We start from the raw sequence: 25,107 nt of genomic DNA, 5'->3' as shown, positions 1-25,107 counted from the left end.
AGATAAAATGATTATTGAAAAAATTAATAACAACGTATGCAATATGAATGATTTCTCAAACACAAAAAAGCATCTTGATAAGATATTAATTTCTAGTGAGCTTTTACTGAAGAGAGTTCAGAAATTATATTCAGAATCTGGTTTTGAAATTGGGGTGTCTTTAGATAGTGGAGAAACATTAAAGAACGGTGATATTTTATATGAAGATGAAAATCGAATTGTGTATATTGAAGTATTACCAGAAGAGGTAATTGTAATTACTCCAAAATCAATAAAAGAAATGGGGATTATTGCTCATAACTTAGGGAATAGACATTTACCAGCACAATTCGATGAAGGGTGCATGATTTTGGCGAACGACTACTTAGTAGAAGATTTACTTAAAAAGGAAGGTGTTCCTTATCAAAAAGAAAATAGAGTATTACCAAAACCGTTCAAGCATGCTTCGCACAAACATATTTAACCTACTTAACCTACTCCAAATTAGTGATTCGAACTTCCCAACAGGAAGTTTTAGTCACTCTTTTGGATTAGAAACATTTATTCAAGAGGGACAAGTTACAAATAAAGACGGGTTTTTCAAATGGGTTAATCGATATGTAAAAGTCCAATTAACATACACGGACGGCTTAATTTGCAAATATACTTACGAAGCCATTAAGAATAATGAGGGAGAACAAATTACATTTTTAGATGATTTAATAACAGCACAAACATTGCCTTTTGAATGTAGAAAAGCAAATAGAATGATTAGTAAAAGTACTTCTAAATTATTGTGTGAATTGTTCTCGTTTGTAAATTTAAATATATATAAAGAAAATATTATGGGTAATAAATTACAAGGTCATCCGAGTATTGTATACGGAATATTAGGGGCGGAATTGAAAATGACAATAGAAGAAACGCTCTTAGTTTTCTTATACTCAAGTGTTGGAAGTATAATTCAAAACGGTGTGAGAGCCATTCCTCTTGGACAAACAGATGGTCAAAAACTATTACAAGAATGCCATGAATTAATCTGCGAATCTATTGATAGAATTCAAATACTTTCATTAGAAGATTTTGGATTGAATGATCCTGAATTCGAAATAAATCAAATGCAACATGAAGATGTAAATGTAAGGGTCTTCATGTCATAGGGAGGAAGAATAAATTGATAAAGCCTATTAAAATTGGTATCGGTGGCCCCGTAGGTGCTGGGAAAACCATGTTAGTTGAAAAGTTAACAAAACATCTAAATACAGATTATGAAATTGCAGCAATTACAAACGATATTTATACGAAAGAAGATGCAAAGATTTTATTGAAAACAGGTGTTTTATCAGAAGATAGAATTATTGGTGTAGAGACAGGGGGGTGCCCGCATACAGCAATTCGAGAGGACGCTTCTATGAATTTTGAAGCAATTGAAGAACTCATGATTAGACATAATAATTTAGATATTATTTTTATTGAAAGCGGGGGTGATAATTTAGCTGCCACATTTAGTCCGGAGCTAGTGGATTTTTCAATTTATATTATTGATGTGGCACAGGGAGAAAAGATTCCGCGTAAAGGTGGACAAGGAATGATCAAATCTGATGTATTTGTAATTAATAAAACGGATTTGGCACCTTATGTAGGAGCTAATCTTGGAGTTATGGAGCAGGATACGAAAAATTACCGACATAATAAACCATACTTTTTTACAAATTTGAAGGATGAGGAAGGTTTACAAGAATTAATAAATTGGATGAGACAGAACATTATGTTAGAAGGACTGAAAAAATGAAATCCCCTACAGGTGTCTTAAACATTGATATGATGGAAAAGAGACATAAAACCGTACCTATTAAGGTTTATCATAAAGATGCCTTAAAAGTAACGCAGCCAATATATTTGGATGAGTATGGTAGAGCATATTACTATATTATGAATTCTGGTGGAGGCTATTTAAAAGGAGATTTCTATTCTATAAATATAAATGTTGGTAAAGATGCGAAAACATATATAACAAGCCAATCAGCAACGAAAGTTTACAAGACTCCAAATAGTTATGCTTTGCAAGAATTGAATTTTTATATTGGTGAGAATGCTGTTATGGAGTATTTACCAGACCCGTTAATTATGTACAAGGATGCAGCATATAAGCAAAAAACAAATATATATATGCAAAATAATTCTACATTGATTTTATGCGATTCAGTTACGCCTGGTTGGTCGCCAAATATGGAGAAGTTCACATACCAATATTTTGATTCGTTAACAAAAATATATATGGAAAATAAACTTGTAGTATACGATCATTTATTGCTAAACCCTTTCAAAGAGTCGTTAGATCAAATGGGAATATTAAATCAATATTCCCATTATGGTACTTTCATAGTTATTAATGAGAACATTACAAATGATTTAATTGCAACATTGAAAACATCACTTTCTAACACTAACAATATGAAAATTGGAATATCTTCTACACCATGTAAAGGCTTTGTCATTCGCATACTTAGTCATAATACTGAGGATATGGAGTCTATATTTTTTCAGTGTCATCGTTTTGTTAGAGAGAATTGTCTACATGAAGAATTAACATCCTATCGAAAATATTAAGTAGGAGAAGGGGATACTATGACTAATGTGGGATTATTGTTTGTCGGTGCAGTTCTATTTATGAATTCACTAGCAGCTTTTAAACTTATTGATAGCAAAAGTGTAGGATACTTTAATTTATTTGTAGGGGCATTACAAACTTTGACACCATTATATTTATTATTTACAGGAAGTCAATCCGATGAGTGGACTATCCTATCTAATGGAACTATTTTTTTATTTGGTTTTACTTATTTATATGTTGGTCTTACGAATATATTAAAACTTGATTCTTCAGGTGTAGGTTACTATTCTCTTTGGGTTGCTATCATTGCAACGGTTATGGGAATTGTGAATCAATTACATGAGAGTGGTAGTTTGCAAAGTACAATAATTTGGTTCTTTTGGGCATTCCTTTGGTTTTTATTTTTCCTACAAGATGGATTGAAAAAGAAGATTCATATTTATGTAGGTATTGTTTGCTTCATTGAATCTTGGATTACTGCAACAGTACCAGCTCTGTTAACACTTACAAATCATACCGACGTGTTAAATAATTTTGTAATTATTTTAGCGACTATTATAACGATTTTAGTTTTTATTATGGCACTTTTCTTTTTCAAGAGTATTCAATTTAAAGTAGAAAGGGTTAGTAACTATGTGGAAAAGTGAACTGAAAAAGGCAACCAACTTTTTTGTTATTATTATATTTCTTCATGTGCTTGGAATTTTATTATTATTACCGGCGCTATATAAAGGTAATAGCATAATCGGAATGGCTATTATTGCATATTCTTTAGGGTTGCGTCATGCGTTTGATAGTGATCATATTGTCGCAATTGATAATACTGTTCGGAAATTAATTGAAAAAGGTAAAAACTCACAGGGGGTGGGATTTTACTTCTCATTAGGACACTCTACGGTAGTATTTGCGATGATTGTATTAATTGCTTTAATTGGAAAAACGGCAAAACATGGAATGGAGAGCTTTTCAACTATAGGCGGTATTATCGGTACAATCGTTTCTAGTACATTCCTTATCATTATTGGTCTTACCAATCTGTTGTACCTTATTAAAGTGTTGAGAAGCCACGAGGACAAACAGCCAGAAAATTTAGGGTTTATATATCGTTTCACACAGCGCTTATTTACGTTTATTGATAGTCAGAAGCAATTGTATATAATCGGTTTTTTATTTGGACTTGGTTTTGATACAGCGAGTGAAATTGGATTAATTGCTCTTTCTACAGTAACTGCAACAAGTCAATCTATTCCACTTGTAAGTATATTTGCTTTCCCCGTTTTGTTTGCTGCCGGAATGTCATTGATGGATACATTAGATAGTACATTCATGAATACGAATTATAAGTGGGCAATGGAAAATAGTCGAATAAGAAATTCATATAATGTATTAATTACCTCAATATCTGTTATTACGGCTTTTTTAATAGGGGGATATCAACTATTATCTTTGCTTATTGAAAGCTATAATTTACAGGGCCCGTTTTGGAATCTCATACAAGTAGTTAATTTTGATTATCTGGGTATATGTCTTGTTGCATTCTTTATTATTTCTCTTATTGTTTTTGTTGTATGGAATAGAAATGCCTTTAAAGAACCGCTTACAAAGAGCATAGAGAAATAAAAATATATCATATGTCATTTGGTTCATTATGTATATAAAGTAAAATAAAAAACACGTTGGATGAAAATTCATCCAACGTGTTTTTTATTATTTATGTTCCTTATATTCATGTACTTTTTCTTTCACATTACCAACTGTATCTTTAGCAGTGCCTTTCACCTTATCCCATTTTCCTTCAGCTTGTAATTTCTTATTGTCAGTTACTTTCCCAACAGCTTCTTTTACTTCGCCTTTTACCTTATCAATGGCACCTTCTACTTTTTCTTTTAAACCGTGTTCATGCTTAGTCATACATTTCTCCTCCTTGTAGTTTGATTAGAATTCTCTTTTCATAGTGCAAGTTGAATGATGTATCTAGTAATAGCGTAACAAATCTAGTTGGAATATTCAAATGATTAATAGGATAGAAAAGGAATTGTCATAAAATGTTTAAAAATGTAACGGAAGGAGAAAGAAAGTAAATTATAATATGTCTTTTGCGGTCCATATTGATTTTGTATAAGCAATTTTCATGTGGGCACGTTCCATGTTATTTTGACTGCCGCTACCGAACCTTGCTTGTCCAACTATTAAAGTACAATTGAATTCAATAGCTGTCTTAATTCGTTTTTGAATTAATGCAGTATGACAGCCTTTACGCTGAAATTCTGGCAAAGTAGCAGAAGTAGCTAATGATGCGACACCCTTATTTATATACAGGACACCAATACCAGCAGGGATATTTTGAACTTCAGCTATGAAAAAATGCCATCCTGGTTCATTGTAAAGAATTTCATTATTTTGGCGCACGCTATCTTTTGTAAAGGATGGCATATTAAATCCACATACATAAATGTCTGCAAAAATATCAAACTCATTTTCTTTTAGTTTTCGTATTGTAATATTAGAAGGAAGAAGTGATGAACCCTCTCTCGGTATACTATACAAAGCAGTATGGAAGCTAGATTGATAAAACCCTTTTTGAGATAAGTATTGAAATAATTCAGTTGTACCTTGTGCTGGGGTAATTTCAAAACGACAAGGGATTTGTAGTGATTCATAATAAGAAATGATTGCATCAATCGCATCTGCATTTGTAATACCTTTTACCGTATTAAAAGCAGGACCAGCAATTATTTTTGATGAAAAGGCAGTGGCACTACCGAATTTTTTCATTTGCACTTGCATGGGGTTTCCGCTCATTGTTTGTAGTCTCTCTAATTTAGAAGAGAGCATATCAATTTCTGCATTTTCAATTTCTGTTGCCATATCGAGTGTCATAACAGTAGTCATAAAATTCCTCCGTTAATAAATATATTTCATAGTACATATACGATTTTTGTTTTGAGATTCCTGTTGAAATGTGAGAGAATAAGAGGTTTTTTGGAAGGGAAATGGAAGTGAACTGTCGAAGGGAGTAGAAACAGATTAAAGGTGGTGCTCTCATGAAACAAAAAGCCGTGCAGACATGCTCTAATTGTGGTTCTCAAAATATAGGAGAAGGTGAGTTTGTCGGATATGCACAAATACGGAAAAAGGAAACGATGTTCACATCTTCGCCGGTGGATGCTTATATTTGTACAGATTGTGGGAATATCCTTTTACTAAAGGTAAGGAATTATGAAAGGTTTAAACAGAAACCGTTATGATTATTGAGAAGTGGTCATATCCAACTTTGTATACGAAACGACTTATGTTAAGGAAAATGAATATGAGTGATAGTTTACATATATATGAGTATGCTACAGATAAAGAGATGACAACTTTTACTGTATGGGATGCTCATCGATTGTTATGTGACACATATAACTATATAGAAGAAATTGTGGGTCAGTACAATGGAGGGCAAGTAGCACCTCTTGGAATTGTATTAAAAGAGGAGAAGAAACTTATAGGCACGTGTGGATTTATTAAATATGATTTGGTCACACATACAGCAGAAATTGCATACGCCTTATCTCGAAAATATTGGGGAAGAGGATTAGCTACGGAGGCTGCATTAGCTTTTTTCTACTATGGTTTTCATGAGTTGCATCTTAATAGTATTGAAGCGGGATGTGATTCAGAAAATGAAGCATCTGAAAAATTAATGAAACGTTTGAATATGGAGTACGAGTGCACGATTCAAAAGGATATGTTCATTAAAGGTAAGTATCGTGACACGAAAAGATATTGTATATCTCGAGAAAGATATATGGATAAATGAAATATTTCATATAAAAAACTCCTTTAAATGAATAAAGGAGTTTTTTTATTTTTTATAACAATAATTACCTTTAATTGTTATAATTGGTTGTTAAGGGGTCTTGGTTTATTAACGCCATAATCATAGAAGGAAAATAGCTAAATCGTCTATAAAACCACTAAATAACACAATCGCAACCGTAAGTTGACAAAGTGTAACCCCGGGAAGATAGAGATAAGGGCAATGTCTACATACAATTTAGGTAAGAAAACAAAGGGGGGCACACATATGGGATTTGGTGAAAAGCTTTTTAAATTAAGAAAGGAAAAGGGCCTTTCTCAAGAAGCATTAGCTGAAAAATTAAACACAACAAGGCAAGCGGTTAGTAAATGGGAAAACTGTCAAGGTTTTCCTGAAACTGAAAAGTTAATAATGATTGGAAATGTTTTTGAGGTATCACTCGACTATTTATTAAAAGAAACTGCAGAGCAAAGTAATGAAAATGTGGATGGCTATTACGTAAGTCAGGAAATGGCAGAAGGGTATATAGTGTACGGACAAAAGATTTCAAAATATATAGCGTTAGGGTTTAGTTTGCTTATTTTGTCTACAATACCGTATCTATTATTTAAAGAAAATGCAACAATGTCGACATTTCTTGTCATTATCATTGCTGTTCTTGGAATTGGAGCAATGATGGCACCTGTAACGATAGAAGAGAGTCGATACAATGTATTGAAAAAGGAAGAACTACTATTTGATCAAAACTTTCTAAAAGAATTGACAAAAAGATATGTGATTATTAAGAAGAAGTATGCTGCGGTAATGATCGTTGGATTTTGTTTTATAGCAGCAGGCGCGATCCCGTTTTTGTTTGAGAAAAAGCATATCACTTCAGGGGAATTAGTTCAGTATTATCCGTACTGTGTTGTACTTATTGCTATCGGAGTTTATCTTTTTGTTCGTGTGTTAGGAGTATGGGAGATATATCGAATTTTAGTAGAAAATAAGGAATACAGTAATCGTTTTATTTTTAAACTGAAAAAGAAAGTAAGAAAAAAGGTAGATAGTTTATAAAAGATAAAAAACATGTTTCGAATCAATGTATTCAAAACATGTTTTTTCTGAATTATTTCCAAAGAAATAATTCAGAAAAAACAGAAAAATGTCGCAACCATTTGCGGAATTCTGTTATAATAAACGAAAAATGAAAACGCTTTAAAGGGGGATATAACCAATATGATGATGAATGTACCGCTAACAATTAGTTCTATGATGGAAAGAGCAGAGAAACTGTTTTCGAAGAAAGAAATTGTTTCACGGACACATGATACAGTTACAACGTTAACGTATAAGCAGTTAGGGGAAAGGACGAGAAGACTTTCCAGTGCGTTGAAAAAGCTTGGAATTAAAGAAGGTGAACGTGTAGGAACGTTAGCGTGGAACCATCATCGACATGTAGAAGCGTATTTTGCTATTCCAGGTATTGCTTCTGTTTTGCACACGATTAATATTCGTTTATCTCCTCAACATATTTCATACATTATTCAGCACGCAGAAGACCGAATTCTACTTATAGATGAAGATCTCGTACCGCTCGTTGAAAATATTCAATCACAATTATCAACTGTACAGGCTTACATTATTATGACTGATAAAGATGAACTTCCAAATACTATGCTGGAGCCTGTATATCATTATGAAAAGCTATTAGAAGAAGGCGATCCCAATTTCCAATTTGTAAAAGATATTGATGAAAATACACCTGCTGGTATGTGTTATACGTCAGCGACTACAGGAAACCCAAAAGGTGTTGTATATACGCATCGTAGTACTGTATTGCATTGTATGGCACTCGGTTTAGCTGATACAGCTGCTTTATCGGAAAGTGACGCAGCAATGGCAATCGTCCCGATGTTTCATGTGAACGCTTGGGGACTTCCTTTTGCGGCTACTTGGTTTGGATCAAAACAAGTTCTTCCTGGACCGATGTTTACCCCGAAAATTTTATTAGAGATGATTCAATCAGAAAAAGTGACGTTAGCTGCGGGTGTGCCGACAATTTGGCTCGGCGTATTACAAGAGTTAGAAAATAATAGTTACGATTTATCTAGTATGACGAGAATACTATGCGGAGGTGCAGCTGCGCCGAAAGGCGTTATTAAAGCATTTGAACAGAAACATAATGTTCCATTCATACATGCATATGGTATGACTGAAACGAGCCCACTCGTAACACTTGCACGTTTAAAAAGTTATGAAACAGAATTATCGTATGAAGAGCAATTAGAAATTAGATCAAAACAAGGGTATCTTGTCCCTGGTGTAGAGATGAAAGTAGTCGGTACAAATGGTGAAGTGAAGTGGGATGGTACGGAGATGGGAGAACTATGTTTACGAGCGCCATGGATCGCTGAAAGCTATTATAACGATAATCGTACTGTCGAAGGTTTTCGTGATGGTTGGTTATATACAGGAGATGTCGTTACGGTTGATGAGGAAGGCTGCGTGAAAATTGTTGACCGTACGAAGGATGTTATTAAAAGCGGGGGAGAATGGATTTCTTCGGTCGATCTTGAAAATGCTTTAATGGCACATGATGCTATATTTGAAGCGGCCGTCGTTGCGATTCCTCACCCTCAGTGGCAAGAGCGACCAATTGCCTGCGTCGTTCAAAAGAAAAATAGTACGGTTACAAAAGAAGAAATATATGAGTTTTTAAAACCACAGTTTGCGAAGTGGTGGTTACCAGATGATATTGTATTTATGGAAGAAATACCGAAAACATCTGTTGGGAAGTTTTTGAAACAGGCGCTTCGGAAAGAACTGGAGCATTTGCATAGAGAGAAATAAGTGAATTCTTATTTGTAAACTTAAATGAAATAAAAGTTGACAAAAGAAGGGTGGAAAGATAATATAATTTTCGTGATATGTTACCTAAAAACACTTTTAAGTTTACAAACAGGAGAAGAAAATATGCATACAAAAAAATTAGTTTTCGTCGCTTTATTTAGTTCTATTATGGGAGTGTTAGGGTTAATACCTCCGATTGCTCTTTCTATTACACCAGTTCCGATTACATTGCAATCACTCGGTGTTATGCTTGCGGGTGGATTGTTAGGGTCACGCCTTGGTGCATTAAGTCAGCTTATTTTCTTACTTATTGTAGGAGTTGGAGCACCATTACTTGCTGGTGGACGCGGTGGCCTTGGTGTATTTGTTGGGCCAAGTGCAGGATATTTACTTGGTTACATCATTGGAGCGTTTGTTATTGGTTATTTAATTGAGCGTTTACGTGAAGTGTCTATTATAAAAGTATTATGTATTAATATAATTGGTGGTATTTTCGTAGTTTATGTATTTGGTATTACTGTACAAGCGTTTTTAATGGATGTTTCTGTATGGGAGACAATGAAAGTGAGTGCTGTGTTTTTACCAGGGGATTGTATAAAAGCAATTATTGCGGCGATTCTCGTAACAAAATTACATCGTTCATTGAAACATATTATTACGCCCGCTTTAAAGAATGGAAAATATACAAATGCGGGATGATAAAGGGAAGAAACACGTTAATTCCGTGTTTCTTTTTATTATTTTTGTAAAGAAAGGACGTCTCATATGGGTATTACAAAAGAATACAAAAAGCATGCCTCTTTACAACCAAATAAAATAGCGATAAAGGAAAATGATAGAGTTTTAACATATAAAGAGTGGTTCGAATCAGTTTGTAAAGTAGCAAACTGGTTGCACGCAACAGAATCAAAGAATAAAACAATAGCAATCCTATTAGAAAATCGTATAGAGTTTTTACAACTATTTGCTGGTGCCGCTATGGCCGGGTGGGTTTGTGTTCCGTTAGATATAAAGTGGAAACAAGATGAGCTCAGAGAAAGAATTGAAATCAGTAATCCGGATATGATTGTGACAGAAAGATATAAGGTAAATGATTTATCGCATGAAGAAGGAAGAGTAATTGAAATTGATGAGTGGAAAAGAATGATAGAGAAATATCTTCCTACACATTCCACTGTAGAAAGTTTACGAAATGCTCCCTTTTATATGGGATTTACATCAGGATCAACTGGAAAAGCAAAAGCATTTTTACGTGCACAGCAATCGTGGATTCATAGTTTTGATTGTAATGTACATGACTTTCATATGAAAACGGAGGATTCAATTTTAATAGCTGGGACGCTCGTTCATTCTCTTTTCTTATACGGGGCAATAAGTGCATTATATGTAGGACAAACGGTGCACATTATGAGAAAGTTCATTCCGAATCAAGTATTAGATAAGTTAGAAACTGAAAATATATCGGTTATGTATACAGTTCCGACAATGCTTGAATCTTTATATAAAGAAAATAGATTAATAGAAAATAAAATGAAAATTATTTCATCAGGAGCGAAATGGGAAGCTGAAGCGAAAGAAAAAATAAAGAATATATTTCCTTATGCGAAAAGATATGAATTTTATGGTGCATCAGAGTTAAGTTTTGTAACAGCACTAGTCGATGCAGAAAGCGAAAGAAGGCCAAATTCAGTAGGAAAACCTTGTCACAATGTGCAAGTTCGAATATGTAATGAAGCAGGCGAAGAAGTACAAAAAGGCGAGATAGGAACTGTTTATGTGAAAAGTGATCAGTTTTTTATGGGATACATAATAGATGGGGGTTTAACACGGGAGTTGAATGCAGATGGCTGGATGACAGTGCGAGATGTAGGCTATGAAGATGAAGAAGGCTTTATATATATTGTTGGTAGAGAGAAGAATATAATTTTATTTGGAGGAATCAATATTTATCCAGAAGAAATAGAAAGTGTATTACATGAACACCCAGCTGTTGATGAAATAGTTGTAATTGGTGTGAAAGATAGTTACTGGGGTGAAAAGCCCGTCGCGATCGTAAAAGGAAGTGCTACGAAACAACAATTAAAGAGTTTTTGCTTACAACGATTATCCTCGTTTAAAATACCGAAAGAATGGCATTTTGTAGATGGAATACCTTATACAAATAGTGGGAAAATCGCTCGTATGGAAGCAAAAAGTATGATTGAAAACCGGGAGAAAACATATGAATAAGGCAGTTATTGTAGAGGCGAAAAGAACACCTATCGGTAAGAAGGATGGGATATTAAAAGAGTATGAAGTTCAGCAATTAGCAACGCCGCTTCTTACGTTTTTAAGTAAAGGAATTAAGAGAGAGATAGACGATGTTATATTAGGAAATGTTGTTGGGCCAGGAGGGAATGTTGCAAGATTATCTGCTTTAGAGGCAGGACTTGGCTATCATATTCCTGGTGTAACGATTGATCGGCAATGTGGTGCTGGTTTAGAAGCAATTCGAACTGCGTGTCATCTCATTCAAGGCGGGGCAGGTAATTGCTATATCGCCGGAGGAGTAGAGAGTACAAGTACGTCACCTTTTCAAAAAAGAGCAAGATTTTCACCTGAAACAATTGGTGATCCTGACATGGGAGTAGCTGCTGAATATGTTGCGGAGCGTTATAACATAACGAGAGAAATGCAAGACGAGTACGCTTGTCTTAGTTATAAGCGGACACTGCAAGCGTTAGAAAAAGGATATATACATGATGAAATATTTTCTTTTAATGGATTATTAGATGAATCTATAAAGCCAGAAATGAATTATGAACGAATCATTAAAAGAACAAAGCCCGCATTTTTACAAAATGGAACAGTGACGGCAGGTAATTCATGTGGTGTAAATGATGGGGCATGTGCTGTTCTTGCAATGGAAGAGGGACAAGCCCTAAAGCTCGGTTATAAACCTGTCCTTCGTTTCGTTCGTAGTACTGTAGTGGGAGTGGATCCCAATCTTCCAGGGACTGGTCCGATATTTGCGGTGAACAGATTATTAAACGAAATGAATGTAAAAGTAGAGGACATCGATTATTTTGAAATAAATGAAGCATTCGCCTCAAAAGTTGTTGCTTGCGCAAAAGAGTTACAAATTCCGTATGAAAAATTAAATGTAAATGGTGGGGCAATTGCGCTCGGTCATCCGTACGGTGCATCTGGGGCTATGCTTGTAACACGTTTGTTTTATCAGGCTCAAAGAGAGTCTATGAAATATGGAATTGCTACATTAGGAATTGGAGGCGGGATAGGGATTGCGCTATTATTTGAGAAAGTAGAAGACTAGTGAGGTAACTAGTTTTCTACTTTTTGAGGAACATAAACATTGCTGCCAGGCTTCGCTTTCATTTCGTTCCAAGCAGCAATCGCATCAGCTTTTGCTTTTCCTTTATTATTTGGATCTTTGAAAAAGTCACGAGTAAAGCGATTGTATTCAAATTGTGCACCGATAGTTGTTTTGTATGTAGGGTCTTTTTTTCGTTCGTTTTCTTCATGCCAAAAAGCTACCGCGTCTTCATATGTTTTTCCAACATTCTCTTTGAAAAATTTTTGAAGAGCTACTGTAAAGCGGAAGTTTGTTCCGATTTTTTCTTTGAAAAAAGCACGAACATCTTCGCTACAGCGGTGATTTTTAGTAATAATCGTTTGAAGAGAAAGGTCTTTGTAAGAGAGGGAAGTTTTACTTGCTTTTGGACCAGAGCTGTTTTTTAAGACTTTCCCCGTAGTTAAATAATGTGAGATACGCTCGGTTATTTCGGTCTTAGAGCCACTAGCTGGCAAACCATGCTCGCGACAAAATGTTTGCAGTTCTGCTTTTAACCAATAATAATTTTGGAAATCTGTAAGAGATATAGTTTTTGTTAAAGATGGTCGCATGAATGTAACAACTACTTTCTTCCATAATTTTCTTTAATTATAAAACATACGTTCTTTTTATGGAAGGATTAATGTGTAAATATAATGGGAAGAGGAGGTTATATATAGAAAATATAATGCAAGTTCGTGTTACGGGAATTTTAATTGAAGATGAAAAAGTATTGCTAGTAAAGCAAAAAGTGGCTAATCGCGATTGGTCTTTACCTGGAGGAAGGGTAGAGAATGGTGAAACGTTAGAAGAAGCGATGATTCGAGAAATGAGAGAAGAAACAGGATTAGAAGTTAAAATTAAGAAGCTACTCTATGTTTGTGATAAACCAGATGCTAGTCCATCTTTGTTACATATTACGTTTCTGCTTGAAAGGATTGAAGGTGAAATTACACTACCTTCTAACGAGTTCGATCATAATCCGATTCATGATGTGCAAATGGTACCGATTAACGAATTAAGTTATTATGGTTTTTCGGAAACTTTTATCAATCTTATAAGTGGCGGTTTTGCAAATTCAGGGAGTTATCAAGGGTTGAAACAACATATAGGCCTGTAAATATAGTTGAAGGATAGCCGTTAGCTATCCTTCATAAACATGTTTTACACTGCTGACTGTAAAGAAGAAACAAGCTGATTTAAAAACTCGTCCCCGTTCATAACTGCTTTTCCGCCGCCGCGTGCACTCTTTTTATTTCCGCCACCTTTTCCTTCAATTGTAGGAAGAGCATTTTTTAAAAGAGCATTCATATCGAGCGTTACTGTTTTTCCGCAAGCGAGAATACATTGTAGTTTGTCATCATTTTCAATAACGAAATACGTAATTGCATGCTCTTGTTGTTCTGTAATGATAGCTGATATTTTTGCAATTTCTTGCATAGAACGATCTGTAAATGCTTTAGAAATAAGTAACCCAGCATGTATTTCGGTGGGCTGTTGCAGTAATTCATTTGCCTCTGCAAATAATAATTTTTCATTCATTGTTTGTATTGTTTTTTCGTTTTCCTTTTGAGAGGTAAGAAGCTGTGCCACTTTTGCTGGGATATCAGTTTCGCTACTGTTTAATTGTTTGGAAACATCTTTCATAATTTGTTGCTGTTGCCCCATTAATTTAAGTGTACGCCAACCAGCGATAAAGGTTAAGCGTATACCACCTTTATTGCGCTCCCATCCTAGTACTTGAATAGGACCAACTTCACCAGTGCATTTCGGATGGGTTCCACCACAGCCATTGTAGTCGTAATTTTCGATAATAACAACACGTATATTCTCTGTCATAGTTGGTTCTTTACGAAGAGGTAATGTTTTTGCTTCTTCTAAGTTCATCCACTCTATACGGATTGGGTGGTTTTCAAAAACGATTTTATTGGCAATTTGTACTGCCTTTTCAACCGTTTCTGCATGCAGATTTTCTGTTTCTAAATCAATTGTTATCGTTTCTTTTCCAAGATGGAATCCAATCGTAGGTATGTTGAAATAGTCCCAAAAAACAGCAGATAAAATGTGCTGAGCTGCATGTTGCTGCATATGATCAAACCGGCGCTCCCAATTGATTTTACCTTCTACGTCTTCTGTGTGTAATTGTTCTGCAATGAAGTGGCGGATTTCTTCGTCGACTTCTTCAACATCAAGTACAGCAATACCATTTAAAGTTCCAGTGTCATGTGGTTGTCCGCCACCAGTCGGATAAAATGCGGTTTCGTTTAAAACAACGTATAAGTTACCGTCTTTATCATAATCTTGCTTTATAATTTTAGTAGTAAATTCTTGCTTATAAGCGTCAGTGTAATATAATTTGTGCTCCAATTTTCTTTCTCCTCTCGCATTAACTAGTTTCATTGTAAAGCAATTGAAATTAGTTTCCTAATATTTCAGAAGAAAGAAACTATTTTTAGAATTTTCTTGCTATAATAAGAAGAAAATGCGGGGGTGGAATAAATATGTTATATGAAAATGGCGTAGATAAACTGCTTAGTTTAAGCAAAAATATTTCTGAATTGTATCGAGAATTAAATGAAATGACCCGGATTTTAACGGATTGTAATCGAGAAAGTGTGAAGTTTGATCGGTTATATGTAAAAGAGTTACTTTGGAAGAAAGAAGATGTAATAGAGAAATATGACCAGCTACTTGTACAACTTTGTATTAACGAATGCTTTGATCTAAAAAGTGTCATTACAGGCGAATATAAGTATACATATGAAGAAGTGGAGAACATCGTTTTACAATTTAATGAGAAGTATAATGTTGCAATATTAATTAAAGATGTTTGTAAAGAATTACAGTTTACATATGGCATAGATATGGATATAACGAGAACAGCGCGGGTATCAACAGCGCAAGTATAAAAAGGGAAAAGAAAGCAGATCCTTTGCTTTCTTTTTTTATGTAAGAACAGGGAGAGTAGGTTTTTAAGATGAAGGGGAAGTTGCAAAATATTCATCCGTTAGGAATGACAATTATAATAGGGACTTTATTTGCGAGGTTCGCCACGTCAATGAGTATTCCTTTTTTAGCAATTTATTTAACGACTGTGAAAGGTGTATCAGCTGGAATGACAGGTGCTATTATCGGAACGAGTGCACTTGTTGGAGTGTTTGCTAGTTTTATCGGAGGGAATTTATCAGATCGATTCGGTCGAAATATGATTATAATATGGTCCATGATCGTTTGGGTCTTTGTATTCATTGGTTTTTCACTTGCAGATCATGTTTTAAGTTTCTTTTTATTAAATGCTTTGAATGGATTATGTAGGTCATTTTTTGAGCCAACATCAAGAGCGTTATTATCAGATTTAACGAAACCTGAGTATCGTTTACTCGTATATAATTTGCGTTACGGTGCAATCAATGTTGGAGTAGCGATTGGCCCACTTGTCGGGTTACAGATTGGAAGCGCAAAATCAACAATTCCGTTTTTAGTAGCAGCTGGAGTATACATTTTATATACAGCTATATTAGCGTTCCAATTTAAGAAGTATCCGATTGAAAAAAAGAAAGTAAATACAGAAAAGCCTGTCACAATGTTAAAGGCAATTCGTATTTTGCGAAAGGATGTCGTATTTTTAGTTGCACTAGTTGGTATTATTTTGAGTAATTGTGGTTTTTCTCATTTAACGACAACAGTATCTCAATATTTTGCAAATGCACATATATTTCAGGATGGAGTGAAATTATTTTCATATATGCTAGCTTTAAATGCGATTGTTGTAGTCGTAATTCAATACCCTGTTATTCAAATTTGTAAAAAGTATACACCGTTAGTATCCATTATGGTGGGAACTTTATTTGTGAGCGGAGGATTATTTGGATTTGGAGTAGTAGAATCTCTGCTAGGTGCTGCCGTTTGTACAATTATTTTTACAATTGGAGAAGTCTTAATGTTTTCAATGACGGATGTATTTATTGATGATATTGCTGTTGCGCATCTAAAAGGAACATACTTCGGTGCGATGGGTTTTTCGGGAATTGGAGCAGTAATAGGTCCGTGGTTTGGAGGAGTACTTCTCGATTACTACGGGTACCAAAATGGGTTTGCAGTATTTTCAGCACTAGCTATATTTTCAACTGTGGCATTTCCTGTGCTTTTAGTTACAAAAGGTTTATCGAAAAAAAGATATGATAGAAATTCTAATATAGAGATGCATGCGGAATAACATAAGCCCCAGTACCAACTGGGGCTTATGTTTGTATTATATTAACTCTTAATTTGAAAAAAGAACTTTCTTTTCATGTTTATCAGCAAATTCATTTTTGGAAATATGAATGGCCAAAAAACCATTCTCTAAGCAGGCTAGCATCTTCTTATAAATAACATTAGCGGGTAAAGGAATAGTTCGCTGCAAAGAAATGTTTTTATGAAGTATGCAAATGTTTAGGCCTGTCTCCATCTTTTTAATGACTACATTTTGTTCATTGGCATTTGGTACATCTGTTTCCAAAATGTATTCTTGTTCAGTTTCGCAAAGGTCAATATGAATTTGATTTGGGAAACTAAAGTTACTACAAGAGTCAGAACAAAACTGATCCATCCATTCTTCGAAACCATCAACATGAAAAAGACAATCCTTCTTTTTCTTGCCCATGTAAGACACCCTCCGTAAAATCTCAATTCATACTATGTTATGCATGAATGAATTAGGGGTGAAGAATAAATGGAAAAATATAAACATTGTATGTGGAAAAGATAGCTAGTGTGCACTTTTTGTTTTACATATCATGATGTGCATGATGTTTTTGGCGTGAATGGTTACGGTTTTTTACTTTATGAGATCCGCTTAATGGTTCAGGTTGTCCCTTTTTTTCTTTTGCTTCACGATTGTTTTTGCTCATTGTATGTGACACCTCCTCTTTCTCTTTAGAATGAGAGAAGTTTGCAAATTTATACGAGAATGTTTTTAGAAAAAAAGGTAAAGATAATTGGGACTAACTATTATGGAAAGGGGATTATATAATGCCATATCATAAAGATAAACAGCAAGCTTTTCAAGCAGCGCAGCAAGGAGTTACACAAGCAGAACATGCATATAACAACATTGTGAAAAATGATCCAAACTACGGTCATGATTTAAAAGAGTTACGCCAAGAGGTTCAGGAGGCGTATGAACAGATTCAAAATGCGTTAGAAGTAGCTTCGGAAACACAACGCCCACAACTTGAGCAATACGAAAATAATCTCCAAAATATTATGCAACATGTAGATCAATTAGAAAAGTAAATGAGGTTGTTGTGTATTTGACAACCTCTTACTTTAATGAACATTATGCGAAAACAGAAAATTTTTCTATTCGTTTTTTCTTTATTATGCGCAGTACATATATTTCAAGTTGAAAAAGTGGAAGCGAAAATGTTGCTCAGAAAAGAGCTAGAACCAACTGGCTATGTAACGTGGGAAGTACCTAATAATGAAAAGATTATTGCCATTACATTTGATGATGGCCCAGATCCAACTTATACACCGCAAGTTTTACATTTATTACGTCAATATAAAGCAGAAGCAACATTTTTTATGATTGGATTTCGAGTGCAGCGCAATCCATATTTAGTGAAACAGGTGTTAAAAGAGGGACATGAAATTGGAAATCATACGATGAATCATTTGTATGCGAGTAATTCATCAGATGAAAAATTAGAAAATGATATTTTAGATGGAAAGAAATTTTTCGAAAAATGGGTGAAAGAACCTTTGCTATTCCGTCCTCCTGGCGGATATATTAACGATGCTGTATTTAAAACAGCGAAAGAAGCTGGTTATCAAACCGTTCTATGGTCGTGGCATCAAGACCCGCGTGATTGGGCAAATCCAGGGGTTGAATCTATCGTAAATCATGTAGTGAAAAATGCTAAAAGTGGCGATATCGTATTGTTACATGATGGAGGAAATGATCGTAGTCAAACAGTAGCAGCACTAGCAAAAATTTTACCTGAGCTAAAAAAACAAGGATATCGATTTGTAACGGTTTCGGAATTACTACGTTATAAACATTAGAAAAAATCCCAAAAGGAAAATGAACCTTTTGGGATTTTTCGTTACTGATTCTTTTTACGTTTCTTATTATTTTGTCGCTCTGCCGGAGTTAAAGGCTCATTTGCAAACTCTTCGTTATAACCAGCACCTTGTCCTTGTGCGGATGCTGCATTCATTCCTGAAATAGTATGATTTGCTTTTCTTTTACCCATTTTATTTCACCTCTATAACATTTTTTTGTATGTTGAATGATGAGCAGTTCATAGTGTGTATGAACTATAAGTAAAGCGCTAATAGAGCACTTTACTTTATGGTAATAGTATTCATAAGGAGCATAAACACTATTCAAATTTAGAAACATAAAGAAAACTTATGATAATCTATAAGTTTCTTATTATTTACTTATTTAGAAAGTTGTAATAAGATATTATCGTAAGGTATTGAAAAGTTTGTCTACATTTTATATTCAGACAACTTAGTCACGTTTAACAGGGGGGAAACATAATGGTCAAACATAATCCATTTCAATCACGTGCAACTTTTGAAGTAGATGGAAAAACGTATCATTATTATGATTTGAAAGCGCTTGAAAATGCAGGGGTTGGCAACGTATCTCAATTACCATATTCCGTGAAAGTTTTACTTGAATCGGTACTTCGTCAAGTAGACGGACGTGTAATTACAGAAGAGCATGTTACAAATTTAGCGAAATGGGGAACGAAAGATGTGCAAGATATCGATGTTCCATTTAAACCATCTCGTGTAATTTTACAAGATTTCACTGGTGTACCAGCTGTTGTTGATTTGGCTTCGCTTCGTAAAGCAATGGCAGACATGGGTGGAGATCCTGATAAAATCAATCCAGAAATTACTGTAGATCTTGTAATTGATCACTCTGTACAGGTTGATAGAGCGGGTACGGCAGACGCGCTTGCATTCAACATGGACTTAGAGTTTAAACGTAATGAAGAACGTTATAAATTTTTAAGCTGGGCACAAAAATCATTTGATAACTATCGTGCAGTTCCACCAGCTACAGGTATTGTACACCAAGTAAACCTTGAATATTTAGCACCAGTTGTTCATGCTGTGAAAAATGCTGAAGGTGACTTAGTTGCATACCCAGATTCATTAGTTGGAACAGACTCACATACAACAATGATTAACGGTATCGGCGTTCTTGGATGGGGGGTTGGTGGTATTGAAGCAGAAGCAGGAATGCTTGGACAGCCTTCATACTTCCCAGTACCTGAAGTAATCGGTGTGAAATTAACAGGTACACTTCCAAGTGGTACTACAGCAACTGACGTTGCCTTAAAAGTAACGCAAGTATTACGTCAAAAAGGTGTAGTTGGTAAATTCGTTGAGTTCTTCGGTAATGGACTAAAGAGCATGCCTTTAGCTGACCGTGCAACAATTTCAAATATGGCACCAGAATACGGCGCAACTTGTGGATTCTTCCCAATCGATGATATTTCATTAGAATACTTACGTTTAACAGGTAGAGATGAAGAACAAATTCGCGTTGTTGAAGAATACTGTAAAGCGAACGGTTTATTCTATACAGCAGACAGTAAAGATCCAATCTACACTGATCTTGTAGAAATTGATTTAAATACAATCGAATCTAACCTTTCTGGACCGAAACGCCCACAAGATTTAATTCCACTTTCAGATATGAAAGATGCGTTCCACAAAGCTGTTTTAGCACCAGTTGGAACACAAGGACTTGGATTTAATGAGCAAGAGTTCGATAAAGAAGTGAAGGTTACATTAGAAGATAAAGAAGTAACGATGAAAACAGGTGCAATTGCAATCGCTGCAATTACAAGCTGTACAAATACATCAAACCCATACGTATTAATTGGAGCAGGTCTAGTTGCGAAGAAAGCAATTGAAAAAGGACTTGTAGTACCTGAGTATGTAAAAACATCATTAGCACCAGGATCTAAAGTTGTTACTGAGTACTTAGATAAGTCTGGTTTAACAACATATTTAGATCAATTAGGTTTCCAAACAGTTGGTTACGGTTGTACGACTTGTATCGGTAACTCTGGTCCATTAGCGCCAGAATTAGAAGAAGCAATCGCAGCAAACGACTTACTAGTAACATCTGTTTTATCTGGTAACCGTAACTTTGAAGGGCGTATCCACCCACTTGTAAAAGCAAACTACTTAGCATCACCACCACTAGTTGTGGCATATGCACTTGCAGGTACTGTTGATATTGACCTGAAAAATGATGAAATCGGTAAAGATGCAAATGGCAATGCTGTTTACTTCAACGATATTTGGCCATCAGCTAAAGAAATTGAAGATGTAGTTCAAAGTGTTGTTACATCTGAACTGTTCAAGAAAGAATATGCACAAGTATTTAACAGCAATGAGCGTTGGAATGAAATCCAAACTTCAAATGAAGCGTTATATACTTGGGATAATGATTCAACATACATTCAAAACCCACCATTCTTTGAAGGATTATCTAAAGAGCCAGGTGAAGTTGAAACATTATCAGGCCTACGCGTAGTTGGTAAATTTGGTGACTCTGTAACGACAGACCACATTTCACCAGCAGGTTCAATCGGTAAGCATACACCAGCTGGACGCTACTTATTAGAAAACGGCGTACAACCAGTTGACTTCAATTCTTACGGTTCTCGTCGTGGTAACCATGAAGTTATGATGCGTGGTACATTCGCGAACATCCGTATTAAAAACCAAATCGCACCAGGAACAGAAGGCGGATATACAACATATTGGCCAACAGGTGAAGTAACGTCTATCTATGATGCTGCTATGAAATATAAAGAAGATGGCACAGGCCTTCTAGTTGTTGCTGGTAAAGATTACGGTATGGGAAGTTCTCGTGACTGGGCTGCGAAAGGAACAAACTTACTAGGTATTAAAGCAGTAATTGCAGAAAGCTTTGAGCGTATTCACCGCAGTAACTTAGTGTTAATGGGTGTACTACCACTTCAATTTAAAGATGGCGAAAGTGCTGAAACGTTAGGTCTTGTTGGTAACGAGTCATTTGAAATTCAAATCGACAAAACAGTTAGACCACGCGATCTTGTGAAAGTAGTTGCAACTGATGCGGATGGCAATGAAAAACAATTTGAAGTAGTAGCTCGTTTCGATAGTGAAGTAGAAATTGACTACTACCGTCACGGTGGTATTCTGCAAATGGTTCTTCGTGAGAAAATTGAAGAGTCTAAAGTGTCGAACTAAATAATTGAAATGAATAATAAGGAAGCTAACAATAGTTAGCTTCCTTATTTTATGGAAAGGGATGAAACCATATGGTTTCATCCCTTTCTTTTTTACTACGAAAAATGGAGGAAACGTCATGAAAGAATATAAAAGAATTTTGTTACCGTTACAGAAAGAAAAAATATTAGTAATAGCAGCTGTATGTAGTGGGATAATTGCTGCCATTTTAAATTTATCCCGCCCAATTTTCATGGGATTAATTGTAGACAATCTTATTCAAAGGGAGCTAAAAGGTGCGTATGTATATATAGCTTTGTTTGCGGGTAGTCACTTTTTAATGTGGGCGAACAATCTTTTATTTGATTATATAAGTTCAAAAGCGAGTCAACGTATATTACAAACGAAACGTATAGAATTATTGCGTCACTATTTCTCATTACCGTTTGAAGAGAGTGAGAAGATTAAGCAAGGAGAGTTAGAAACTTTGGTCGTGTCTGATATTCCGAACTGGGTCAGATTATATGGCTCTATATTAATAGAATATATACACGCTATTGCCCAATTTATTGGAGCTTTCATAGCACTACAACATATAGATATACAGTTTATATTGTGGGTAACTCCGTTTTTATTTTTAAGTACAATTGTTCCAATACTGATGGGAGAAAAGGTAAGAGATATTGCAAGCGTTTCTCAAAAAAATCACTCAAGTGTTGTAGAGATGGTGTCACAGTTTGTAAAGGGGATACAAGATTTGCGGAGCTTACAAAAAGAAAAATGGGCAATTCGCTTATTTAAAGAAGTAACGGCACAATCGTATAAATCAGAAGTAAAGAAGACGATGATGCAACATTGCATTGGAGTAGTTGGAACGGTGATTGAAACAGGAGCATATATTGTTGTTCTCATTATAGGTGCACAAAAAATAATGAGGGGAGAAATAGAAGTTGGTTCACTCATTGCAGTGTTAGCGACAATTGAGATGCTCTTTTTCCCTGTCCGTTATGTGGGCGATTTATTAATAATGACACAAGTTGCAGTCGCTTCGGCAAATAGAGCTTTTTGCTTTTTAAATAAACGAGCAGCAGATAGCAATGTAGAAAGAGCGATGGGGATCAGGATAACAAATGTTTCATTTCAGGAGAATGACGAAGAGAAATGCAGAATTCATAATATTGATTTGCAAATTCGTCCTGGTAAACTCGTTATGATTGTGGGAGAAAGCGGTGCAGGAAAAACAACGCTTTTAAAGTTAATAACGGGCTTGTATAAACCATCTAACGGTAGCATTGCTTATTATGGTAATGAAGCTCGTATGACTACAGTGTGGCAAGAACCACGTTTTTTCCGAACGACGGTAACAGAGAATATGTATTTCGGGGAAGAGGGTTTAGAAAATCAGTTAGAAAAAAATAGTGAACTTATAAATGCAACGCCGATTATTAGAGGGTTACCTGAAGGGAGTCAAACTGTGCTACATAAAAGCGGTGAAGAGTTTTCGGGAGGCGAAAGAAAACGTCTTGCATTATTGCGCGCGATTGTATCAAATCCAACTCTTATTATTTTAGATGAACCGACGGCTGGGTTAGATCCAGGCAATCAAGAACTGGTTTGGAATATGATTGAAGGGATAGGGAGAGATGTAACGAGAATTGTGGCAACACATGATGTAGAGAGAGCGATGATAGCAGATTGTGTTGTTGTCATAAAGAATGGGACTATTGTGGAATGTGGGAATCCTAGAGAATTATTAAATTGCAACTCATTGTACAAAGAGTTGCAAACAAAAAGATAAGAGATATGTAATGCTCTTATCTTTATTCCGCTATTTGCCGGGCAGCCCGATTGGTGAGGGCTGATTAAAGTTTCACTTTATTCGGTCTCATTAAGTTGATAAGTATAAGAATTCGAATCACTAGAATTAACTTCTTTGACGAGAGTAAGTTGATTTGTATCTGGATTATATTTGAAAATCTTAATTGTATGTTCGCTACTTAGTAATGGATTATATTCTTGAATAGCGAATGTATTTTCCGCGATTTGTGTCATATTACTGGTGGGAACATTTTCTATGGAATCATGATTTGTAGAAATTTCAACGACTTTTTCACTGTTGAAAAATAAAAGAACGATTACTAAAATAACTAAGCATATTCGTATATAGCGTAGCTCTTTGGTGATAGGGTGTTCTCCCAAAACAATCATCCTTTCTATAGCTATTCTATAGTAGTAATGGTAGTCATCGTGAAAAAAGTAATAATGCCGAGGCCTGCCAAAAGGATAAATGAGATTAATGCGATATAGAGACAAATATGTCCAACTTGTTTTTTTTCAGGATCTTTACTAAATAGTGAGATAATCCATGTGATAATTCCGATTGGGGAAAATATAAAACTAAGAATATATAGAAGTATTTTTTTAAATAAATTCATGAGAGCTCCTTTCATTGTAAAATGTTCTATGTATTTCTAATTATATGATTAAAAGGTAAATATTTCATATTAGTTATAAAAATTCTGATTATTTAGAATGTGAATATTTCCAAGCTTGTCCGTATAAGCTAAAATAAGGTATATAGTATTTTGATGAATGTGTTAAAAGAAGATAATACGTTAGGGTGATATAAAATGTGGCGGAAGCTTACGATTATTGTAGTGTTACTTTGTTTAGCGGGATATGCAGCTTATGAACAGTTTGGTCATAAAGAGCAGGCGGTAAAAGTGAAGCAAGAAAAAAGTGAAGCTGCGATGAAAGAGATTATCGCAAGGAATGGTATTGAGATAGGGAAGAGTGCACCGGACTTTACATTAACGAAGTTAGATGGGATAAATGTAAAGTTATCGGATTTAAAAGGAAAGAAAGTAATTTTAAACTTTTGGGCTACTTGGTGTGGACCATGTCAGCAAGAAATGCCTGATATGGAGGCTTTCTATAAAGAACATAAAGAGAACGTAGAAATTTTAGCGGTCAATTATACGCCTTCAGAAAAAGGTGGGGGGGAAGAGAAGGTAAGCAATTTTGCTAAAGAAAAAGGAATTACTTTTCCTATTTTATTGGACAAGAACATTGATGTGACAACAGCTTATAAAGTAATTACGATTCCAACTTCGTATTTTATAGATACAAAAGGTGTCATTCAAGATAAGTTTATTGGGCCGATGACACAAAAAGAGATGGAGAAAAGAGTTGCTAAATTAAAATAATGGTGAAAAGGTAGAGATGGAGAGTTCCCATTTCTGCCTTTTCTTTTTCAAGTAGTAATCACTTCATGATATGATGTAAGAAATATAACCGTTTAGAGATAAAGGA

30 protein-coding genes are annotated in these 25,107 nt (G+C 35.0%); 21 read left to right on the top strand and 9 right to left on the bottom strand.

Annotated elements, in window-relative coordinates:
- Positions 1-7 precede the first annotated feature (7 nt).
- The 6 genes from DN407_RS17695 to DN407_RS17670 are packed head-to-tail and all read left to right on the top strand — an operon-like array spanning position 8 to position 4,213.
- The gene (locus DN407_RS17695; protein WP_000582805.1) at positions 8-463 is read left to right on the top strand and encodes an urease accessory protein UreE; all 456 of its coding nucleotides are present in this window, start codon (positions 8-10) and stop codon (positions 461-463) included.
- Positions 441-1,139, top strand: coding sequence for an urease accessory protein UreF (locus DN407_RS17690; RefSeq protein WP_000946573.1), 699 nt, complete (start codon positions 441-443; stop codon positions 1,137-1,139). The genes DN407_RS17695 and DN407_RS17690 overlap by 23 nt, the downstream gene beginning before the upstream one ends.
- Before the next feature lie 14 nt (positions 1,140-1,153).
- The gene (gene ureG, locus DN407_RS17685) at positions 1,154-1,771 is read left to right on the top strand and encodes an urease accessory protein UreG (protein WP_000594928.1); all 618 of its coding nucleotides are present in this window, start codon (positions 1,154-1,156) and stop codon (positions 1,769-1,771) included.
- On the top strand, positions 1,768-2,589 hold the full coding sequence (locus DN407_RS17680; protein ID WP_000841915.1) for an urease accessory protein UreD: 822 nt from the start codon (positions 1,768-1,770) through the stop codon (positions 2,587-2,589). The genes ureG and DN407_RS17680 overlap by 4 nt, the downstream gene beginning before the upstream one ends.
- An 18-nt stretch (positions 2,590-2,607) precedes the next feature.
- Positions 2,608-3,240 carry an AmiS/UreI family transporter gene (locus DN407_RS17675; protein WP_000185993.1) on the top strand — a complete coding sequence of 211 codons (633 nt, stop codon included), beginning with the start codon at positions 2,608-2,610 and terminating at the stop codon, positions 3,238-3,240.
- Positions 3,227-4,213, top strand: coding sequence for a HoxN/HupN/NixA family nickel/cobalt transporter (locus DN407_RS17670; protein ID WP_000265977.1), 987 nt, complete (start codon positions 3,227-3,229; stop codon positions 4,211-4,213). Before DN407_RS17675 ends, DN407_RS17670 begins: the two co-directional genes overlap by 14 nt.
- An 87-nt stretch (positions 4,214-4,300) precedes the next feature.
- On the opposite strand, the gene DN407_RS17665 is transcribed toward DN407_RS17670, so the two are convergent.
- Together DN407_RS17665 and DN407_RS17660 are read right to left on the bottom strand one after the other, a co-directional pair.
- Complete coding sequence (locus tag DN407_RS17665) at positions 4,301-4,504, bottom strand: CsbD family protein (protein WP_000160423.1); 204 nt, start codon at positions 4,502-4,504, stop codon at positions 4,301-4,303.
- Positions 4,505-4,675: 171 nt separating this feature from the next.
- Complete coding sequence (locus tag DN407_RS17660; RefSeq protein ID WP_098664293.1) at positions 4,676-5,485, bottom strand: GNAT family N-acetyltransferase; 810 nt, start codon at positions 5,483-5,485, stop codon at positions 4,676-4,678.
- Positions 5,486-5,637: 152 nt separating this feature from the next.
- On the opposite strand from DN407_RS17660, the gene DN407_RS17655 reads away from it, so the two are divergent.
- The 7 genes from DN407_RS17655 to DN407_RS17625 all read left to right on the top strand — a co-directional run bounded on the left by DN407_RS17655 (position 5,638) and on the right by DN407_RS17625 (position 12,543).
- On the top strand, positions 5,638-5,841 hold the full coding sequence (locus DN407_RS17655; RefSeq protein WP_000810193.1) for a hypothetical protein: 204 nt from the start codon (positions 5,638-5,640) through the stop codon (positions 5,839-5,841).
- The gene (locus tag DN407_RS17650) at positions 5,838-6,398 is read left to right on the top strand and encodes a GNAT family N-acetyltransferase (protein ID WP_065703456.1); all 561 of its coding nucleotides are present in this window, start codon (positions 5,838-5,840) and stop codon (positions 6,396-6,398) included. Before DN407_RS17655 ends, DN407_RS17650 begins: the two co-directional genes overlap by 4 nt.
- Before the next feature lie 267 nt (positions 6,399-6,665).
- Complete coding sequence (locus DN407_RS17645; RefSeq protein WP_149216533.1) at positions 6,666-7,454, top strand: helix-turn-helix domain-containing protein; 789 nt, start codon at positions 6,666-6,668, stop codon at positions 7,452-7,454.
- Positions 7,455-7,616: 162 nt separating this feature from the next.
- Positions 7,617-9,230 (top strand): long-chain fatty acid--CoA ligase, encoded by a 1,614-nt coding sequence (locus DN407_RS17640; RefSeq protein ID WP_149216532.1) that lies wholly within the window; start codon positions 7,617-7,619, stop codon positions 9,228-9,230.
- Between the two features lie 123 nt (positions 9,231-9,353).
- Positions 9,354-9,929, top strand: coding sequence for a biotin transporter BioY (locus DN407_RS17635; protein ID WP_000556954.1), 576 nt, complete (start codon positions 9,354-9,356; stop codon positions 9,927-9,929).
- Between the two features lie 66 nt (positions 9,930-9,995).
- Positions 9,996-11,459: an acyl-CoA synthetase gene (locus DN407_RS17630; RefSeq protein WP_098664291.1), complete on the top strand. Its 1,464-nt coding sequence runs from the start codon at positions 9,996-9,998 to the stop codon at positions 11,457-11,459.
- The gene (locus tag DN407_RS17625) at positions 11,452-12,543 is read left to right on the top strand and encodes an acetyl-CoA C-acyltransferase (RefSeq protein WP_149216531.1); all 1,092 of its coding nucleotides are present in this window, start codon (positions 11,452-11,454) and stop codon (positions 12,541-12,543) included. Before DN407_RS17630 ends, DN407_RS17625 begins: the two co-directional genes overlap by 8 nt.
- Before the next feature lie 8 nt (positions 12,544-12,551).
- On the opposite strand, the gene DN407_RS17620 is transcribed toward DN407_RS17625, so the two are convergent.
- Complete coding sequence (locus DN407_RS17620) at positions 12,552-13,133, bottom strand: DUF6434 domain-containing protein (protein WP_065703468.1); 582 nt, start codon at positions 13,131-13,133, stop codon at positions 12,552-12,554.
- Between the two features lie 59 nt (positions 13,134-13,192).
- Between DN407_RS17620 and DN407_RS17615 the strand changes: the two genes are divergently transcribed.
- On the top strand, positions 13,193-13,681 hold the full coding sequence (locus DN407_RS17615) for an NUDIX domain-containing protein (RefSeq protein WP_100240302.1): 489 nt from the start codon (positions 13,193-13,195) through the stop codon (positions 13,679-13,681).
- Between the two features lie 44 nt (positions 13,682-13,725).
- On the opposite strand, the gene DN407_RS17610 is transcribed toward DN407_RS17615, so the two are convergent.
- Entirely contained in the window at positions 13,726-14,928 is a 1,203-nt protein-coding gene (locus DN407_RS17610) for an alanyl-tRNA editing protein (RefSeq protein WP_149216530.1), read from the bottom strand.
- Between the two features lie 134 nt (positions 14,929-15,062).
- Here DN407_RS17610 and DN407_RS17605 point away from each other — a divergent pair, with 134 nt between their 5' ends.
- Together DN407_RS17605 and DN407_RS17600 are read left to right on the top strand one after the other, a co-directional pair.
- A complete protein-coding gene (locus DN407_RS17605) occupies positions 15,063-15,470 on the top strand; it encodes a hypothetical protein (protein WP_000965133.1) in 408 nt (135 codons plus the stop codon).
- A 68-nt stretch (positions 15,471-15,538) separates the two neighbouring features.
- The gene (locus DN407_RS17600; RefSeq protein WP_016118459.1) at positions 15,539-16,777 is read left to right on the top strand and encodes an MDR family MFS transporter; all 1,239 of its coding nucleotides are present in this window, start codon (positions 15,539-15,541) and stop codon (positions 16,775-16,777) included.
- Positions 16,778-16,825: 48 nt separating this feature from the next.
- Here the strand turns inward: DN407_RS17600 and DN407_RS17595 are convergent, their stop codons facing one another.
- Complete coding sequence (locus DN407_RS17595; RefSeq protein WP_149216529.1) at positions 16,826-17,206, bottom strand: Hsp20/alpha crystallin family protein; 381 nt, start codon at positions 17,204-17,206, stop codon at positions 16,826-16,828.
- 124 nt (positions 17,207-17,330) lie between these two features.
- On the bottom strand, positions 17,331-17,453 hold the full coding sequence (locus tag DN407_RS17590) for a small acid-soluble spore protein P (protein WP_000042141.1): 123 nt from the start codon (positions 17,451-17,453) through the stop codon (positions 17,331-17,333).
- A 121-nt stretch (positions 17,454-17,574) separates the two neighbouring features.
- Here DN407_RS17590 and DN407_RS17585 point away from each other — a divergent pair, with 121 nt between their 5' ends.
- Positions 17,575-17,838 carry a hypothetical protein gene (locus DN407_RS17585; RefSeq protein WP_001146293.1) on the top strand — a complete coding sequence of 88 codons (264 nt, stop codon included), beginning with the start codon at positions 17,575-17,577 and terminating at the stop codon, positions 17,836-17,838.
- A gap of 45 nt (positions 17,839-17,883) precedes the next feature.
- Positions 17,884-18,609, top strand: a complete 726-nt coding sequence (pdaB, locus tag DN407_RS17580) for a polysaccharide deacetylase family sporulation protein PdaB (protein WP_030027157.1) — start codon at positions 17,884-17,886, stop codon at positions 18,607-18,609.
- Between the two features lie 41 nt (positions 18,610-18,650).
- On the opposite strand, the gene sspO is transcribed toward pdaB, so the two are convergent.
- Complete coding sequence (sspO, locus tag DN407_RS17575) at positions 18,651-18,800, bottom strand: small acid-soluble spore protein SspO (RefSeq protein ID WP_000518053.1); 150 nt, start codon at positions 18,798-18,800, stop codon at positions 18,651-18,653.
- A gap of 292 nt (positions 18,801-19,092) precedes the next feature.
- Here sspO and acnA point away from each other — a divergent pair, with 292 nt between their 5' ends.
- Positions 19,093-21,816, top strand: a complete 2,724-nt coding sequence (gene acnA, locus DN407_RS17570; RefSeq protein WP_000238558.1) for an aconitate hydratase AcnA — start codon at positions 19,093-19,095, stop codon at positions 21,814-21,816.
- 118 nt (positions 21,817-21,934) lie between these two features.
- The gene (locus tag DN407_RS17565; RefSeq protein WP_149216528.1) at positions 21,935-23,593 is read left to right on the top strand and encodes an ABC transporter ATP-binding protein; all 1,659 of its coding nucleotides are present in this window, start codon (positions 21,935-21,937) and stop codon (positions 23,591-23,593) included.
- Positions 23,594-23,670: 77 nt separating this feature from the next.
- Here DN407_RS17565 and DN407_RS32780 read toward each other — a convergent pair whose 3' ends face one another.
- Both DN407_RS32780 and DN407_RS17555 read right to left on the bottom strand, forming a co-directional pair.
- Positions 23,671-24,003 carry a YmzC family protein gene (locus tag DN407_RS32780; protein ID WP_074595727.1) on the bottom strand — a complete coding sequence of 111 codons (333 nt, stop codon included), beginning with the start codon at positions 24,001-24,003 and terminating at the stop codon, positions 23,671-23,673.
- An 11-nt stretch (positions 24,004-24,014) separates the two neighbouring features.
- Positions 24,015-24,230, bottom strand: a complete 216-nt coding sequence (locus DN407_RS17555) for a hypothetical protein (protein ID WP_001048152.1) — start codon at positions 24,228-24,230, stop codon at positions 24,015-24,017.
- A 195-nt stretch (positions 24,231-24,425) separates the two neighbouring features.
- Here DN407_RS17555 and DN407_RS17550 point away from each other — a divergent pair, with 195 nt between their 5' ends.
- Positions 24,426-25,001 (top strand): redoxin domain-containing protein, encoded by a 576-nt coding sequence (locus DN407_RS17550; protein ID WP_000269053.1) that lies wholly within the window; start codon positions 24,426-24,428, stop codon positions 24,999-25,001.
- Positions 25,002-25,107: the final 106 nt, after the last annotated feature.

Source organism: Bacillus sp. JAS24-2 (assembly GCF_008274905.1).
GTDB lineage: Bacteria > Bacillota > Bacilli > Bacillales > Bacillaceae_G > Bacillus_A > Bacillus_A cereus.
The sequence above is the reverse complement of the archived record's forward strand: the minus strand, read 5'-3'. Positions and strand labels throughout refer to the sequence as shown.

What these genes read in the sequence shown, in the direction of transcription:
- DN407_RS17695 (WP_000582805.1), top strand. Translation starts at nt 8, where the DNA reads ATGATTATTGAAAAAATTAATAACAACGTATGCAATATGAATGATTTC.
- DN407_RS17690 (WP_000946573.1), top strand. Translation starts at nt 441, where the DNA reads ATGCTTCGCACAAACATATTTAACCTACTTAACCTACTCCAAATTAGT.
- DN407_RS17680 (WP_000841915.1), top strand. Translation starts at nt 1,768, where the DNA reads ATGAAATCCCCTACAGGTGTCTTAAACATTGATATGATGGAAAAGAGA.
- DN407_RS17675 (WP_000185993.1), top strand. Translation starts at nt 2,608, where the DNA reads ATGACTAATGTGGGATTATTGTTTGTCGGTGCAGTTCTATTTATGAAT.
- DN407_RS17670 (WP_000265977.1), top strand. Translation starts at nt 3,227, where the DNA reads ATGTGGAAAAGTGAACTGAAAAAGGCAACCAACTTTTTTGTTATTATT.
- DN407_RS17665 (WP_000160423.1), bottom strand. Translation starts at nt 4,504, where the DNA reads ATGACTAAGCATGAACACGGTTTAAAAGAAAAAGTAGAAGGTGCCATT.
- DN407_RS17660 (WP_098664293.1), bottom strand. Translation starts at nt 5,485, where the DNA reads ATGACTACTGTTATGACACTCGATATGGCAACAGAAATTGAAAATGCA.
- DN407_RS17655 (WP_000810193.1), top strand. Translation starts at nt 5,638, where the DNA reads ATGAAACAAAAAGCCGTGCAGACATGCTCTAATTGTGGTTCTCAAAAT.
- DN407_RS17650 (WP_065703456.1), top strand. Translation starts at nt 5,838, where the DNA reads ATGATTATTGAGAAGTGGTCATATCCAACTTTGTATACGAAACGACTT.
- DN407_RS17645 (WP_149216533.1), top strand. Translation starts at nt 6,666, where the DNA reads ATGGGATTTGGTGAAAAGCTTTTTAAATTAAGAAAGGAAAAGGGCCTT.
- DN407_RS17640 (WP_149216532.1), top strand. Translation starts at nt 7,617, where the DNA reads ATGATGATGAATGTACCGCTAACAATTAGTTCTATGATGGAAAGAGCA.
- DN407_RS17635 (WP_000556954.1), top strand. Translation starts at nt 9,354, where the DNA reads ATGCATACAAAAAAATTAGTTTTCGTCGCTTTATTTAGTTCTATTATG.
- DN407_RS17630 (WP_098664291.1), top strand. Translation starts at nt 9,996, where the DNA reads ATGGGTATTACAAAAGAATACAAAAAGCATGCCTCTTTACAACCAAAT.
- DN407_RS17625 (WP_149216531.1), top strand. Translation starts at nt 11,452, where the DNA reads ATGAATAAGGCAGTTATTGTAGAGGCGAAAAGAACACCTATCGGTAAG.
- DN407_RS17620 (WP_065703468.1), bottom strand. Translation starts at nt 13,133, where the DNA reads ATGCGACCATCTTTAACAAAAACTATATCTCTTACAGATTTCCAAAAT.
- DN407_RS17615 (WP_100240302.1), top strand. Translation starts at nt 13,193, where the DNA reads ATGGAAGGATTAATGTGTAAATATAATGGGAAGAGGAGGTTATATATA.
- DN407_RS17605 (WP_000965133.1), top strand. Translation starts at nt 15,063, where the DNA reads ATGTTATATGAAAATGGCGTAGATAAACTGCTTAGTTTAAGCAAAAAT.
- DN407_RS17600 (WP_016118459.1), top strand. Translation starts at nt 15,539, where the DNA reads ATGAAGGGGAAGTTGCAAAATATTCATCCGTTAGGAATGACAATTATA.
- DN407_RS17595 (WP_149216529.1), bottom strand. Translation starts at nt 17,206, where the DNA reads ATGGGCAAGAAAAAGAAGGATTGTCTTTTTCATGTTGATGGTTTCGAA.
- DN407_RS17590 (WP_000042141.1), bottom strand. Translation starts at nt 17,453, where the DNA reads ATGAGCAAAAACAATCGTGAAGCAAAAGAAAAAAAGGGACAACCTGAA.
- DN407_RS17585 (WP_001146293.1), top strand. Translation starts at nt 17,575, where the DNA reads ATGCCATATCATAAAGATAAACAGCAAGCTTTTCAAGCAGCGCAGCAA.
- pdaB (WP_030027157.1), top strand. Translation starts at nt 17,884, where the DNA reads ATGCGAAAACAGAAAATTTTTCTATTCGTTTTTTCTTTATTATGCGCA.
- sspO (WP_000518053.1), bottom strand. Translation starts at nt 18,800, where the DNA reads ATGGGTAAAAGAAAAGCAAATCATACTATTTCAGGAATGAATGCAGCA.
- acnA (WP_000238558.1), top strand. Translation starts at nt 19,093, where the DNA reads ATGGTCAAACATAATCCATTTCAATCACGTGCAACTTTTGAAGTAGAT.
- DN407_RS17565 (WP_149216528.1), top strand. Translation starts at nt 21,935, where the DNA reads ATGAAAGAATATAAAAGAATTTTGTTACCGTTACAGAAAGAAAAAATA.
- DN407_RS32780 (WP_074595727.1), bottom strand. Translation starts at nt 24,003, where the DNA reads ATGATTGTTTTGGGAGAACACCCTATCACCAAAGAGCTACGCTATATA.
- DN407_RS17555 (WP_001048152.1), bottom strand. Translation starts at nt 24,230, where the DNA reads ATGAATTTATTTAAAAAAATACTTCTATATATTCTTAGTTTTATATTT.
- DN407_RS17550 (WP_000269053.1), top strand. Translation starts at nt 24,426, where the DNA reads ATGTGGCGGAAGCTTACGATTATTGTAGTGTTACTTTGTTTAGCGGGA.